Annotated in this window: 9 protein-coding genes; 3 read left to right on the top strand and 6 right to left on the bottom strand. The window is 75.1% G+C overall.

Annotated features, from left to right (window positions below; genetic code table 11):
• Positions 1-70 precede the first annotated feature (70 nt).
• The 3 genes from E0504_RS45785 to E0504_RS45795 all read left to right on the top strand — a co-directional run bounded on the left by E0504_RS45785 (position 71) and on the right by E0504_RS45795 (position 3,057).
• Positions 71-1,030, top strand: coding sequence for a carbohydrate ABC transporter permease (locus E0504_RS45785; protein ID WP_112106134.1), 960 nt, complete (start codon positions 71-73; stop codon positions 1,028-1,030).
• Between the two features lie 69 nt (positions 1,031-1,099).
• Positions 1,100-1,993 carry a carbohydrate ABC transporter permease gene (locus tag E0504_RS45790; RefSeq protein WP_200835266.1) on the top strand — a complete coding sequence of 298 codons (894 nt, stop codon included), beginning with the start codon at positions 1,100-1,102 and terminating at the stop codon, positions 1,991-1,993.
• Positions 1,994-2,100: 107 nt separating this feature from the next.
• Positions 2,101-3,057: a TIGR03564 family F420-dependent LLM class oxidoreductase gene (locus E0504_RS45795; protein WP_071063228.1), complete on the top strand. Its 957-nt coding sequence runs from the start codon at positions 2,101-2,103 to the stop codon at positions 3,055-3,057.
• A gap of 275 nt (positions 3,058-3,332) precedes the next feature.
• Here the strand turns inward: E0504_RS45795 and E0504_RS45800 are convergent, their stop codons facing one another.
• The 6 genes from E0504_RS45800 to E0504_RS45825 are packed head-to-tail and all read right to left on the bottom strand — an operon-like array spanning position 3,333 to position 14,304.
• Positions 3,333-4,679: an acetyl/propionyl/methylcrotonyl-CoA carboxylase subunit alpha gene (locus E0504_RS45800; protein WP_131627614.1), complete on the bottom strand. Its 1,347-nt coding sequence runs from the start codon at positions 4,677-4,679 to the stop codon at positions 3,333-3,335.
• A complete protein-coding gene (locus tag E0504_RS45805; protein ID WP_112106137.1) occupies positions 4,676-5,299 on the bottom strand; it encodes a biotin/lipoyl-containing protein in 624 nt (207 codons plus the stop codon). The genes E0504_RS45800 and E0504_RS45805 overlap by 4 nt, the downstream gene beginning before the upstream one ends.
• Positions 5,296-7,122, bottom strand: a complete 1,827-nt coding sequence (gene accD / locus E0504_RS45810) for an acetyl-CoA carboxylase, carboxyltransferase subunit beta (RefSeq protein WP_112106138.1) — start codon at positions 7,120-7,122, stop codon at positions 5,296-5,298. Before accD ends, E0504_RS45805 begins: the two co-directional genes overlap by 4 nt.
• Positions 7,119-8,771 carry a PfaD family polyunsaturated fatty acid/polyketide biosynthesis protein gene (locus E0504_RS45815; RefSeq protein WP_131627616.1) on the bottom strand — a complete coding sequence of 551 codons (1,653 nt, stop codon included), beginning with the start codon at positions 8,769-8,771 and terminating at the stop codon, positions 7,119-7,121. Before E0504_RS45815 ends, accD begins: the two co-directional genes overlap by 4 nt.
• Positions 8,765-11,056: a beta-ketoacyl synthase gene (locus E0504_RS45820; RefSeq protein ID WP_131627618.1), complete on the bottom strand. Its 2,292-nt coding sequence runs from the start codon at positions 11,054-11,056 to the stop codon at positions 8,765-8,767. The genes E0504_RS45815 and E0504_RS45820 overlap by 7 nt, the downstream gene beginning before the upstream one ends.
• Positions 11,053-14,304: an SDR family NAD(P)-dependent oxidoreductase gene (locus tag E0504_RS45825; protein WP_243657938.1), complete on the bottom strand. Its 3,252-nt coding sequence runs from the start codon at positions 14,302-14,304 to the stop codon at positions 11,053-11,055. The genes E0504_RS45820 and E0504_RS45825 overlap by 4 nt, the downstream gene beginning before the upstream one ends.
• Positions 14,305-14,375 lie beyond the last annotated feature (71 nt).

Below are 14,375 nucleotides of genomic sequence, written 5' to 3' on the forward strand. Positions count from 1 at the left end.
CGGGCGGGACGCCGTCCGCACCGACCTGCCGTATCGAACTGAACTGCCGTAGCGAGCTGGAGGAAGGGTGATGACCGGAGCCTTCGTCGAGATCGACGCGCTGCCCCGGCCGTCGGCGACGGCCGTACCGGTCGCGGCGGCGCGGCCGTCGCCGGCCCGGCGGCTGCTGCGGGCGCTGCCGCCGTACCTGTTCCTGCTGCCCGCGATCGGCTGCCTGGCGGTGTGGACGTACCGGCCGCTCGCCGCCGCGGTCAACCTGTCGTTCTTCTCCTGGAACCTCCTGCCGACCACGCCGAAGGAACCCGTCGGGCTGGACAACTACCGCCGGCTGCTCGAGCTGCCCGACCTGTGGCACGCCCTGTGGCTCACCGCGGCGATGACGCTGGCGCTGCTGCTGTTCACCGTCGCGCTGCCGACCGTCGTCGCCCTGTGGACGTCCGCCATCCGCGGCCGCGGCCGCGCCGTCTACCGGGCCATGATCTTCGCGCCGGTCCTGGTCCCGCCGGTGGCGGGCGCCGCGGTGTGGCAGTGGATGCTCGACCCGACCAGCGGCGCGGTGGACCGGCTGATCGGACATCCGATCAACTGGATCCACGAGCCGGGGCCGGCGCAGATCGCCATCGTCGTGATCACCGGGTGGCACCTGCTCGGCTTCGCCGTCCTCGTCGTCAGCGCCGGCCTGGCGGGCATCGACGACGAGTACACGGCGGCGGCGATGCTCGACCGGGCCTCGCGCTGGCAGACCACCCGGTGGATCACCCTGCCGCTGCTCTCCCCGACGCTGGTGTTCCTCGCGCTGATGACCGTGCTGATGTCCGGCCAGCTCACGTTCCCGCTGATCGACACCCTCACCCAGGGCGGCCCGGACTCCGCCACGACGAACGTCTACTACCTGCTCTGGGAGTGGGGCTTCCAGAACTTCGACGCCGGCTTCGCGGCCAGCGCCGGACTGCTGTTCTTCGTCGCGTTCGGGGTGGTCGCCATCGGGCTCGTCCGCCTCTCCGACCGACTGACCTTCCACGACAACTGACGCCCGCCGGCCGTCGGCGAGGCGCGACAGGCGGCTGACGGCCGGCACGATCACTGAAGGGGGCTCGCCATGGCGGTGGCCGAAACGACCGCGCCGGCACCGGCGCGCGGGGAACCGTCCGCCGTCGCGGACCTCGCCGGCGAGACCGGCGCGCGGGTGTGGCTGCGCACCGCCGTCGGCCACGGTGTCCTCGCCGCGCTGAGCCTCGCCTGTATCTTCCCGATCTACTGGATGTACGCCACCTCGCTGCGCCGGCCGGAGGAGGTCTACAACGTCTCCCTGTTCCCGTGGCCGCTCTCCGTCGGCAACTACACACACGTCTGGGACGTCATCCCGATCGGCCGGCTGATCCTCAACACGTTCGCCGTGGCCGCGCTGATCTCCGTCGGCCAGCTCCTCGTCGGCCTGCTGGCGGCCTACGCGTTCACCGCCTGGCGCTTCCGCGGCCAGACCGTGCTCTACCTGGCGTTCGTCGGGACGTGGCTGGTGCCGTTCCAGGTGACGATGCTGCCGAACTACACCCTGCTGTACCGCCTGGGCCTGCTGAACACGCTCGCCGGCGTGATCGTCCCGAACCTCGCCTCCGCGCTCGGCGTGCTCCTGCTGCGCCAGCACATGGCCAGCTTCCCCCGCGACCTGCTCGACGCCGCCCGCATGGACGGGCGGTCGTCCTGGTCGATCCTGTGGACGGTCGTCGTGCCCAACCTGCGCGCCCCGCTGGCCGCGCTCAGCATCGTGCTGTTCATCAACGCCTGGAACGACTACTTCTGGCCGGCGCTGGTGCTCCAGCGCGCCGACTCGGTCGTCCAGCTCGGCCTGCGCGGCCTGTTCGTCGGCGTGGAAGGCCCTGACTGGGGTGGATTGATGGCGGGCTCCGGCCTCGCCTGCCTGCCCATCTTCGGGATCTACCTGCTCCTGCAGCGGCACGTCGTCGGCGCCTTCGTCCGTTCCGGCCTCAAGTAAGGCCCGCTGACACCGATCCGGCTGGGTATCGTTCGATGCTGTTCCGCGGGTGAGGTCCGGCACGGAACCCGCTCACCGCAGGTACGACGGCACAGGGGATCTCACGCATGCGCATCGGTCTGATGATCGGCTCGGACAGGGACCGGGCGGCCCGGGAGCGGGTGGCTGGCTTCGTCGCGGACGCGAGGGCGGCCGAGAGCCTGGGCTTCACCTCAATGTGGATTCCGCAGGTGCCCGGCGCCTTCGACGCGCTCACCGTCGTCGCTCTGATGGGGCAGGCGACCGAGCGGATCGAGCTGGGCACGGCGGTCGTCCCGCTCCAGACACGGCACCCGGTGGCGACGGCGCAGCAGGCGCTGTCCACGCAGGCGATCTGCGGCGGGCGCCTCGCGCTGGGGGTCGGGCCGTCGCACCACTGGATCGTCGAGGAGCAGTTCGGCCTGCGCTACGAGCGCCCGGCGCACCTCACGCGGGACTACCTCGAGGTGCTGAACGCGGCGTTCGCCGGCCAGAATCGGATCGACGTCGAGAACGACACCTACCGGGTCCACAGCCCGCTCGACGTCACCGACGGCGCCCCGCCCGCGATCCTGTTGGCCGCGCTCGGGCCGGTGATGCTGGGCATCGCCGGCGCGAACGCCACCGGAACGGTCCTGTGGATGGCGGACGAGCGCGCGGTCGGTGACCACGTGGTCCCGCGGATCACGAAGGCCGCGGTCGACGCCGGCCGCCCGGCTCCCCGGGTCGTCGCCGGTGTTCCCGTGGCACTGTGCCCGAACAGCGAGGTCGACGCCGCGCGCGAGCTGGCCGAGCAGACCCTCGGTCACGCCGAGACCTCACCGAACTACCTGCGGCTGCTCGAGCGCGGCGACGCCCGCGGCGTGGGCGACGTGATGGCCGCCGGGGACGAGGCCGCCATCCTCGACCGGCTGCGCGCCTACCGGGACGCGGGCGTCACCGACTTCGTGGCCCGGCCCATCCCGCTCGGCACCGACCCCGCCGCCCGCGCTGCCTCCCGGCGCCGGACGACGGAGTTCCTGGCCACCCTCACCCCGGAGCTCTGAACCCAGCTCCAGAGCCCCGGTCCGGCCTCGCGTTCGGGATCACGGGTGCGCGACCGGCTGGACGGCGACGGGGGGGGACCCTGTCCGACCTCCCGCTCGCGGCTCCCGCACCACACCGGGCCGACGGACCGTTGTCTGTGGCCGTGCCTCCTCGCACTTTTGCGTCGTGCTCGCCGTTTCAGGGGCGAAGCACCGGGTCGCAACTCCCGAAACAGCGAGCGCGACATCAAACGGCGAGAAGGGTGAGGGCCCCTGCGCCGGTGTCGGTTCTCTGGTCAGCGGGTCAGGGACTCGATCAGGACGGTGTCGTGTTCGGCGGCGACGAAGCGGGGGTGGTCGAGCAGCTCGCGCAGGAAGCCCGTGGTGGTGACGACACCGGGACCGTCAGCGTGCAGCTCGTCGAGCGCACGGCGCATCCGGGCCAGGGCCCGCGGGCGGTCAGGGGCCCAGACGACCACCTTCGCCACCAACGAGTCGTAGTAGGCCGGGATGCGGTACCCGGGGGCGGCGTGCGTGTCGACGCGGACGAACGGGCCGGCCGGGACGGTGAACTCGGTGAGCGAACCCGGCGCGGGGGCGAAGTCGCGACGCGGGTCCTCGGCGTTGATCCGGCACTCGATCGACACCCCGCGCGGGTCGACGTCGTCCTGGCCGTAGCCCAGCGGCTCGCCCGCGGCGATCCGGATCTGCTCGGCGACCAGGTCGAGCCCGGTGACCATCTCGGTGACCGGGTGCTCCACCTGCAGCCGGCAGTTGACCTCCATGAAGTAGAACCGGCCCGCGCCGTCCACGAGGAACTCGAAGGTGCCCGCGCCGACATACCCGCTGGCCAGGGTGCCGCGGACGGCGGCCGCACACAGCGGCTCGACGATCTCGGCCGGCAGGGCCGGCGCCGGAGTCTCCTCGACCAGCTTCTGGTGCCGGCGCTGCAGCGAGCAGTCCCGGGCGCCCAGGTGGACGGCCGCGCCGTGCGCATCGGCGAGCACCTGGACCTCGACGTGCCGCGCCGAGGCCAGGTAACGCTCGACGTACAGGCGGCCGTCCCCGAACACCGCCTGGGCGGTGGAGCGGGTGTGCCGGTAGGCGCGCTCGAAGCCGTCCGGATCGTGCACGACGCTCATCCCGCGCCCGCCGCCGCCGGCCGCCGCCTTGATGATGACCGGGTAGCCGATCTCGGCCGCCACCTGCGCGGCCTGTTCGGGGTGGTCGGGGGTGTCCCGGCTGCCGGGCAGCAGGGGCAGCCCGGCCTCGGACATGATCCGACGGGCGACGGCCTTGTCACCGAGGCGGGCCATCACCTCGGCCGGCGGGCCGATGAACGTCAGGCCCTCGGCCGCGCAGATCTCGGCGAAGTCGGGATTCTCGGAGAGGAACCCGTACCCGGGGTGGACGGCGTCGGCGCCGCGGATACGGGCGGCCTCGACGACCGCCGGGATGTTGAGGTAGCTGTCCCGGGACGGCCCCGGGCCGATCTGGACGGACTCGTCGGCGAAGGAGACGACGGCGGAGTCCCGGTCCGCCGACGAGTGGGCGGCCACGGTGGCGATGCCCAGCTCGCGGCAGGTGCGCGCGACCCGCAGCGCGATCTCCCCGCGGTTCGCGATCAGGACCTTCTTGATCACGAGGTCCCGCCGGTGGACGTGGCGACGTCGAGGGTGAGCAGCGGTTCGCCGTACTCCACCGGGGTGGTGTCGGCGACCAGGATCTCCCGGACCCGCCCACCGCGCTCCGCCTCGACCGGGATCATCAGCTTCATCGCCTCGATGATCCCGACCTGCTGGCCGGCGACGACGGTGTCCCCGGGGCGGACGAACGGGTCCGCGCCCGGCTCGGGCGCGTGGTAGAAGACGCCGACGGTGTGTGCCGGGATGACGAACGCGAGTGCGTCGTCGTCCGCCGGACCGGCCGGTGCCGCGGCACCAACACCGGCGTCAGCGCCCGACGCGGCGGAACCGTTGGTGTCGCTGGGCGCGGCGCTGACTGAGCCGAGACCGCCGGAGCCGTTGGCCTGCGAGGGCGTGCTGTGTTGACCGGGACCGTCGGAGCCGGTGGCCCCGCCCGGCCCGGCCCAGTCGACCTCCAGGGAGACGTCGCCGACGGTCACCCGCACCCGGCTGACCGGCCGCGCGCCGCGCGCGCCGACCTCCAGCGCCTCCTGGCGCAGCACCGCCAGCACCGTGCCGATGTCACCGTGCCCGTTCGCCGTCGTCGTGGACCGGCCGTTGGCCGTGGACGTGGTCATGACGCGCGCCTCGCATCGTCGAGATCGGCATGGGTCCGTCCCGCGCCGAGTGGTGGACGTGCCGCCGGGACGACGGGAGCCGGGGCCGGGGTACCGAAACGGCGGAACCGGGCCCGTCGGGCCGTCACCAGCGTCGGCGGGTCCAGCGGCGTCAGCTCGGCGAGCGCGCCGGTGAGAGCGGCCCGCAGCGCGTCGGCGGCGGCCAGAGGGTCGACGTCCGCGCCGCCGTCGGGCTCGGGGACGACCCCGTCGACGATCCCGGCGGCCAGCAGCGCGCGGGCGTCGACCCGCAGCGCCGCGGCCGCGTCCGGCCCGGCCGCCGGGTCCTTCCACAGGATGGCGGCGCAGCCCTCGGGGCTGATCACCGAGTAGATCGCGTTCGCGCACATCAGCACCCGGTTGGCGACGGCCAGGGCCAGCGCCCCGCCGCTGCCGCCCTCGCCGGTCACGACGGCGACGACGGGCACGGGCAGCCCGGCCATCACCCGCAGGTTCTCGGCGATGGCGACGGCCTGCCCGTTCTGCTCTGCCTCGATGCCGGGGTGCGCGCCGGCGGTGTCGATGAGGGTGATCACCGGCAGGCCCAGCTTGGCGGCCAGCCGCATCACCCGCGCGGCCTTGCGGTAGCCGCCGGGCGAGGGCATGCCGTAGGAGCGGGCGGCGAGCTCGGTGGCGGTGTGGCCCTTCTGCGTGCCGATGACGACGACGGGCGTCCCGTCGAGGCGGCCGAGCCCGGCGACCATCGCCGGGCAGTCGGTGGCGGCCCGGTCGCCGTGCAGCTCGGTCCAGTCCTCGACCAGCGCGCCGATGTAGTCCAGCGTGCTGGGCCGGCCCAGCCTGCGGGCGAGCCGCACGGCCTCCCACGGATGGCGGTCCGCCAGCCGCGCCGGATCCCGCACCACACCGTCACCGCCGTGGCTTGCGCCGCGGCTGTCGCCGGCACCGCGCCCGTCGCCAGCGCTGTGCCCGTCGCCGGGCGTGACCGGCGCGGTGCCGGGGCGGCGGGTGGCGACGCCGAACAGACGGGCCAGCGTCGGGCGCAGCTGCGCCCGCGGGCTGATCAGGTCGACGACGCCGTGCGCCAGCAGGAACTCCGCGGTCTGGAAGCCGGGTGGCAGCGTCTGCCGGATGGTCTGCTCGATCACCCGCGCCCCGGCGAAACCGAGCCGTGCCCCGGGCTCGGCGACGATGACGTCGGTCAGCGTCGCGAACGAGGCCGCGACCCCGCCGAACGTCGGGTCGGTGATGAGGGAGACGGTGAGGATGCCGGCCTCGTCGAGTTGGCCGATCGCCTGGGCCGTCTTCGCCATCTGCATCAGCGACAGCGCGCCCTCCTGCATCCGCGCGCCGCCGGAGGCGGTCACCAGCAGCAGCGGGGTGCGCTCGCGCAGCGCGATCTCACAGGCGCCGGTGATCGCCTCGCCGACGGCGGCGCCGAGGCTGCCACCGAGGAAGCGGAAGTCCATCACCGCGGTGACGACCGGGGCACCCTCGATCCGTCCACGGGCCACCACGACCCCCTCGGGCAGCCCGGTGGACGCCCGCGCCGAGCGCAGCCGGTCGGCGTACGGGCGGGTGTCGACGAACTGCAGCGGGTCGGCCGCGGTGACCGGGGTGTCGACCACCTCGACGGAGTCCTCGTCGAGCAGCAGTGCGATCCGCTGCGTCGCGGTCAGCCGGGCGTGCCAGCCGCATTCGGGGCAGACGTGCCCGCCGCGGGCGAACCGCCGGCCGTAGATCATCCGGCGGCAGCCGTCACAGACGAGCCATTCCGCCGTCCCGAGATCCGCCTCGGGCCGTTGCCGGGTTGCCGATGCTGTCATGGTGCCTGCTCTCCCGGATCGGAATCTGGTCGCGGCAGGTGCGGCCGCGGCACGTAGGTCGTGGCGAGCGCCGGCAGCCGGACGCCGGCCTGGGCCAGCGCGGCGGCCCGGCTGGTGAACGCGGCGCCGCGCATCAGCTCGGCGGCGATCACGGCGGCGTGCCGGTTCGCCAGCGGCTCGAGCGCGCTGGCGCGCACCCAGGTGTTGAAGGCGCCCATCGCCGGGCCGCACCAGATCTGGTAGTCGGCGACCCGGTCCGGGACGCCGGTGATGCTCCAGCCCGACGACAGGCCGAGATACCAGCGGAAGACCAGCGCCATCCGCCGCTTCGGGCTCTCTCGGGCGCGTTCGATCTGCTCGGGGTCGCGGGTGCTGAAGAAGGTGACGGTGTCCGCCCAGACCTCGTCGAGGGACCGGCGGAAGATCCGCTGTTCCAGGCCGGCGCGCTCGTCGGCGGGGATCTCGTCGAGCCCGTCGAAACGGCGGTACAGGTCGTAGAGCCGGCGGGCCTTCGACGCGAACATGGTGCCCCGGCCGAGCACCTGGACGTCCGCGCCGATCTCGAACATGTCCGCCGACGGCGCCTGGACGCAGTCGGTGACCCCGGCCTGCGCCAGCAGCGTCTTGGTGGCCGGCGACTGCGCCGCCTCGACGGAGGCCTGGTTCACCGAGCCGGTGACCACGTAGTCGGCGCCGAGCGTGAACGCGGCGGCGACGGCGCGCGGGGTGCCGAGCCCGCCGGCCGCCCCGATCCGCACCGTGCGCGCCCCGGAGTCGCGGCGCAGGCTGTCGCGCAGCGCGAGCAGCTCGGGCAGCAGGACGGGCAGCGGCCGGCGGTCGGTGTGCCCGCCGGAGTCGGCCTCGCCGGTGATGTCGTCGGCCATCGCCACCGTCGCCGCCAGCTCCGCCTGCTCGGCGCTGACCAGCCCCTGCTCCACCAGCGGACGGACCAGCGCGGCCGGCGCGGGCCGCAGGAACAACTCGGCGACCTCGGTGCGCGACACCTTGGCGACGACCCGGTTGTCGGCGACGACCCGGCCGTCGGGGCCGCGGCGCAGCCCGGCGATCCGGTAGCGCACCACCTGCGGGGTGAGGTCCAGGAACGCCGACGCCTCGACGCAGCGCACCTGGTGGCGCAGGCAGGCGTCGACGACGTCGCGCTCCATCGCCGCCTCGGTCGGGCTGTGGATCAGGTTGCAGCCGAACGCCAGGCCCGGTGCCCGCCGGCGGATGTCGGCCAGCGCGTCGTCGACCCGGGCGGCGACGACGCCGGCCGCGCCGAACGAGGCCAGGAAGCCCGCCCGGGCCAGCGCGACGACCAGGTCGGCCGACGCGATGCCGTTAGCCATCGACCCGGCCATGTACGCCTGGGCGACCTGGTGGTCGCGGCGGAACGCCGGGGCGCCGAGGCGCTCCGGCGGCAGCGGGCCGACCGCGGCCAGGACCCGCCCGGCCGCCGCGGCGACCCGCTCGTCGCCGGTGACGCCGAGCCCAGCCGCGTCCTGCACGACGTAGCAGGGCCGCTCCAGATCGGCGAGCACCCGGTGGATGTCGGCCGGCCGCCGGGCGAGTGCCCCGGCCGCGCCGGGGTGGGCCGTGGCCGGCCGGGCCGCCGCGGGGCGGGGGGCGGGCGCGACCGGGGTCACCATGACGGCGCGCCCTCGTCACGCAGCTCCACGGCCACGTCGATCAGCTCGTAGATGCGCATCGTCGGCTTCCACAGACTCGCGTCGGCGGTGACGCGGACCCGTCCGGGCCGGTGGCTGACGTCCTTGATGTGCACCTCCAGGGTGAACGTCCCGTCGGTGGGCAGGAGCTGGCCGCGGTACTTCCACTGCAGGGGCACGCCCACGGGCAGCACGAACCCGGGCCGGGTGAGGCCGGCGAGGTGCCCGGCGTCGATGACCCACTCCTGCATGGCCTGGATGACCGCCTCCACCCCGAGCGAGCCGGGGATGACCGGGTCGAGGTAGAAGTGCCGGGCGAAGAACCAGTCCGCCGGGTCGATCGGCCGCACGGCGCGCAGGTAGCCCTGCCCGAACCGGCCGCCGCCGTCCACCACCTCGACGTCGTCGAGCAGCGCCAGGTGGCCGCGGGCGCACAGCGGCGCGGCCGGGTCGGCGCGGCGGGCGGCCACGTCGATCATCCGGATCGGTGGGCGCTCCCGTTCGTCGAGCGCGTCCAGCCAGGTCGGCTCGAGGCGGCCGCCGTCCAGGCCGGTCTGGCGGGCCAGCGCCGGGGCGTTGAAGTAGCCGAACATCGACTCGCCGGTGTAGAACGGCTCGCCGTCGACGGCGAGGGAGTAGGAGAAGTCCTGCAGGGCCGTGCCGGGCATCGGGTTGGTCGACAGCAGCGTCGAGTGCTGGCGGATCGTGGCGTCGCGCAGGTCGACCTCCCGCAGCACGGTCGCGCTGCCGCCGAGGTTGCGCAGGCTGTAGTCCTCCGCCGGCTCGGCCAGCGTGGCGCCGAGGTAGTAGCCCAGCATCAGCGCGGCCTGCAGGCTGGTCTCCATGTAGACGCAGTTCGGCATGGACGCGTTCGCCGTCTCGGTGAAGTACCAGCAGTCGGCCGCCGCGTCGTACTCGGTGACGTGCGTCGCCCCGCCGCGCAGGTCACCGCGCCGCGAGTCCATCGCCATCACCCGGTCGACGAGGCGCAGGCCGCCGCCGGGCAGCCGGGTCGCACGTCGCCCCCGGTAGGCGGCGAACTCGGGCCCGAGGCCGACGCCCTGGTCGCCGCGTGCGCAGTGGGCCATGTGGAACTCGCTGAGCAGCGCCCGCTCGCCGGCCGCGGTGCGCCGGCCCAGGAACGCGGTGACGGCCCCGCCGTGGTCGGCGCCGACCGGCGCGCCCGGCCGCTCCCGCACGGTGACCGCGACGTCGCGGACCTCGGCGACCAGCCGGCCGCCCGCGTGGACCAGCGCGCGCACGGCGAGCCAGGGCCGCGGGATCAGGTCGATGGCGGTGACGTCGAGGACGAGCTCGCCGCCGGTGCCGTCCCAGCCCCCGCCGTCGGCGGTGAGGGCCACCGTCGGGGCGGGCGGCCGCGCGCCGGTGCGCGGGCCGCCGTCGGCGTCCTCGGCCGGCGGGCCGGCGACGAACCGGGCGTCCGCCAGGCACAGGTGCAGGCCGGCGTAGAGGGCGAACACCTTGGCGGCCTGCGCGGCCGCCGCCTGGAGCGCGTCGGCCAGCGAACCGGACCCGGCCGCTCCGGCGAACGAGCCGGGCGCGGCCGTGCCGGGCAGCGCACGCAGCCCGGCGTGCAGCGAGCCCGCGGTGCGGCTCCCGCCGCGCAGCCGCAGGTCCGCCACCCAGGTGAGCAGGGCCGCCTCGCCGGGGTCGGTGAGCCGAACGTCCGGGTTGACGCCCTCCTGGTCGTAGGCCGGGCCGAAGACGCCGGCCACCTCGCCGCGGCTCAGCGCGGCCAGGTCGGCGTCGGTGAGCTCCCGGCGCCCGGAGCGGGCGAGCGGCTTGAACGCCGCCTCCGTCGCGACCGGATCCGTCGGCGCGACGTCCGGAGCAACCGGCCCGGCCGCCACAGCGGGAACGCCCGCGGCCGCGGCGGCCGGCGGAAGGACGAGCGCCTGCGAGCCGGCTGCCAACGGCCGGCCGGGACCCGCGAGAGTGAGCCGGGTGAGCGCGAGCTGCGCGTTCAGTGCCGACTCGTGGGCGGCCACCACGACCGCGCGCACCTCGCGGACGACATCCGCGATCCGCGGTGCGGGGCCGGCCGCCGCCGCGGCGGGTTGCGGAGCCGTGGGCGGCGCTGGCGTGGGGGGTGCTGGCGTGGGTGGTGCTGGCGTGGGCGGCGGCGCGGCTGTCGGTCCCGTGGCGGTCAGTCGCAGGCTGTCGAAGGGCTCCCCGTCGAACGACAGCTCGTCGTCCTCCGCGACGAACGGTGTCGCGAGTGCCGGTCCGGTCATCTCGACTGTCATGCGGACACCTCCTTCTTGTGCCAGCTCGCGGTGCCCTCGGCGAACTTCGCGGCCATGTCGGGCGTCCCGACCATCGCCACGTCGTGCAGGCGGACGAGGATCCGCCCGTCGCGCCCAACCGCGGTCACCCGGCTGGTGACCCCGGTGTCACGCACCGCCGCGCCGTCGATCACCACGGCGAACGGCTCGCCGGCGGGCAGCGGCGCGCGGTAGTCGATCCGGCCGACGGCCAGCGGCAGGCATGCCTGGCCGGTCAGCCACCGGCCGAGCACGGACGGGCCGTGCAGCAGCAGGTCGGCCAGCACCGGGTCGTGCAGGGCGCCGGCGAACGCGCCCCGGCCCACCTCCGCGCCGTCCAGGCGGCATTCGACGACCAGCCGGTCGTCGCCGCGCGCCACGATCCGTCGGATGCCCTGCAGCAGTGGGCCGTGGAACAGCGTCGCGCCGGTGTAGATCTCCAGGCCGTCCTCGGGGCCGGGCGCCGTCCACTCGGCTTCGAGTCGGGGCCAGTCCTCGACCTCGGCGGGAGCCGGCGGGGCGGCGGCGAGCACCAGCGTGGCGGCGTAGCGCGACAGCCCGGCCGGCAACGCGCCGGGGCTGCGCACGCTCGCCTTCACGACGACCCGTCCGCCCGTGCCGGCGCCCTCGCGCTCGGCCGCCGCGGTGTGCGCCTGGAACGCCAGCTCGCCCGTCCCGTCGAACACGACTCCCTTGTGGACGTCGAATCCGCGGACCTCGACCACCGTCAGCCCCGGGTGGGCCCGCTCGACCACGTTGACCAGCCAGCCGAGCCCGAACGTCGCCGGCAGGACGGGGAAGCCGCCTACCTGGTGGTCCCGGATGACCGGGTGCTCGGCGATCTCGCGCAGCTCGCGGCGGGCGACCAGCGCCGGGGCGGGGCGGACGTCGGACCCGCCGGTCAGCGCCTCGGCGGAGCCGACCAGGACGCACACGTCGTCCACCCGGGCCGGCTCGAACTGCTCGGCGAACGCCTCGGCGCCCGCCGTCCGGTCGATCAGGGCGACGCCGCGGGAGCGGAAGAGCTCCCGCAGGTCGGCGTCGACCATGCCGCCGTCCCAGGCGCCCCAGTCGATCGCGGTGACGTGCCGGCCGCGGTCGGCGTGCTTCCAACCCGCGGCGAGGCGGCCCAGCGCCTCGTTCGCCGCGGCGTAGTCGGCCTGGCCGGGGTTGCCCATCAGCCCGGCCACCGAGGCGAACAGCACCAGGTGGCGCAGGGGCGAGCCCGGCCCGTCGCCGAGCGCGTCGAGGACGTTGCGCAGCCCGGTCAGCTTGGGCGTGAGCACGCGGCGGACCGCGTCGGGCGTCTTGGCGGTCAGCGCGCTGTCGGCCAGCGCGCCCGCGCCGTGCACCAGGGCGGCGGCGCGGCCCCGGTAGGGCTCCAGCGCGGCGCGCACCGCGTCCCGGTCGGCGATGTCCACGGCCAGGTACTCGCCGTCGGAGCCGGCCGCGGTGAGCGCGGCCAGGGTGTCCCGGATCTCCCTGCGGGCCAGGACGTCGCGGCGGGCCGCCTCGGCCTGGCGGGGCGTCGGGCGCGGCCCGCCAGGACCGGCCTGCGCGGCCAGGGCCGCCGCGGCGGCGGCGAGCAGGCCGCCGTCGGCGACGCCGGTCGCCCACTCGGGGTCGCTGTCGGCCGCCGTGCGGCCGAGCAGGACGAACCGGGGCCGGGTCCGCGCCGCGAGGGCACGCACGCAGTCCGCGGTGACCCCGCGTGCCCCGCCGGTCACGACGATGATGTCGTCGGGGCCGAGGACCGGGAGGGCGGCGCCGGTGCCGGCCTCCCGGTCCTCGGCCTGTGCGGCCCGGTGGTCCTGTGCGGCCCGGTCGCCGAAGGGCCCGGGCCGGACGGTCCAGCGCGCTCCCGTCGCGTCCAGGCCTACCTCGGCCAGGTCGGTCGCCGCGTCCCACAGCTCGGTGAGAACCAGCTCCGCGACCGCGGCCGGGACGTGGGCGGGGTGGAGGTCCAACGCGCGGCAGAACAGCGCCGGCTCCTCGCGCAGCAGCGTCTTGACCACCCCTGCCGCACCGCCGACGAGGCGCTCCACCGCCGGCGCGTCGCCGCGCAGTCCCAGGCCGCCGTCCAGCCGGGTGACGGCGCAGAACGCCGCCCGCCCGCCGCGCGCCGCGGCTCGCGACAGCGGCCCGGCGGCGTGCTTGGCGACCAGGACGGTGTCGGCGAGCCGCCGGATCCCCGCCGCCCAGGCGCCGTCGCCGCCGTCCGCGGCGATCAGCAGGGCGCACAGGTCGACGGCACCGTCGCCACCGAGCGCGCCGGCCAGGGCCTGCTCGACCTCGGCCGCGTCCCACCCGTCGAGCGGGTCGGCCTGGTCGGCGCCGTCGCCGGCCGTCCCGCCGTGGCCGGGCAGCCGCACGGTGCGGACGGCGAACCCGCGGGCGGTCAGCCCGTCGGCGAGTGCCGTCAGCTCAGGCGCCGGCGCGTCGTGGCCGGTCGCGTCGATGAGCACGGCGACCGGGTCGGCGCCGAACGGGGTGGCGTCCAGGATGTCGACCGGCGCCGCCGGCACCAGCTCGACCGGCCGGTGGGGCAGTACGGCGTCATCGCCGTGGCCGGCGGCGTGATGACCGTTCAGGCCGGCCGTTCCGGTCGGCTCACCTCCTTTCGGCTGATCTCCTTTTGGGGAGGTGCCGTTCGGGGCGCCGTCCGGGGCCGGGTTCACCGGACCCAGGGAGGTGAGGACGTAGTCGGTGATGTGGTTGAGGGTGCGCATTTCGGCGAGGGTTTCGGGGCCGGCGCTGGGGAGGGTGGGGAAGTGCTCCTGGAGGGCGCCGAGGATTTGGACTCGTTTGATGGAGTCGACGCCGAGGTCGGCTTCGAGGTCCATGCCGGTGTCGATCATTTCGGCGGGGTAGCCGGTGCGGTCGGCGACGACGCCGAGCAGCGCGGTGCGGACGGTGTCCGGGTCGACCCCGGGGGCTGCGGCGGGGCTGCCGTTGAGCGTGCCGTTCGGTGGCGTCGATGCGGCTGGGGGTGCGCCGGCGGCGAGCGAGGTGAGGACGTAGTCGGTGATGTGGTTGAGGGTGCGCATTTCGGCGAGGGTTTCGGGGCCGGCGCTGGGGAGGGTGGGGAAGTGCTCCTGGAGGGCGCCGAGGATTTGGACTCGTTTGATGGAGTCGACGCCGAGGTCGGCTTCGAGGTCCATGCCGGTGTCGATCATTTCGGCGGGGTAGCCGGTGCGGTCGGCCACCACCCCGAGCAGCGCGGTACGCACCCCGGCCTCATCCGGCCCAGCCGCCGGCCGAGCCTCAGCCCCCTCTGAGGATGTGTGGCGGGTGAGTGAGT

The sequence above is a fragment of the Parafrankia sp. BMG5.11 genome, assembly GCF_004337455.1.

Bases quoted from the DNA above. Each gene is read 5' to 3' on its own strand.
- E0504_RS45820 (WP_131627618.1), bottom strand. From the start codon at position 11,056: ATGACAGTCGAGATGACCGGACCGGCACTCGCGACACCGTTCGTCGCG.
- E0504_RS45790 (WP_200835266.1), top strand. From the start codon at position 1,100: ATGGCGGTGGCCGAAACGACCGCGCCGGCACCGGCGCGCGGGGAACCG.
- E0504_RS45805 (WP_112106137.1), bottom strand. From the start codon at position 5,299: ATGACCACGTCCACGGCCAACGGCCGGTCCACGACGACGGCGAACGGG.
- E0504_RS45785 (WP_112106134.1), top strand. From the start codon at position 71: ATGACCGGAGCCTTCGTCGAGATCGACGCGCTGCCCCGGCCGTCGGCG.
- accD (WP_112106138.1), bottom strand. From the start codon at position 7,122: ATGACAGCATCGGCAACCCGGCAACGGCCCGAGGCGGATCTCGGGACG.
- E0504_RS45815 (WP_131627616.1), bottom strand. From the start codon at position 8,771: ATGGTGACCCCGGTCGCGCCCGCCCCCCGCCCCGCGGCGGCCCGGCCG.
- E0504_RS45795 (WP_071063228.1), top strand. From the start codon at position 2,101: ATGCGCATCGGTCTGATGATCGGCTCGGACAGGGACCGGGCGGCCCGG.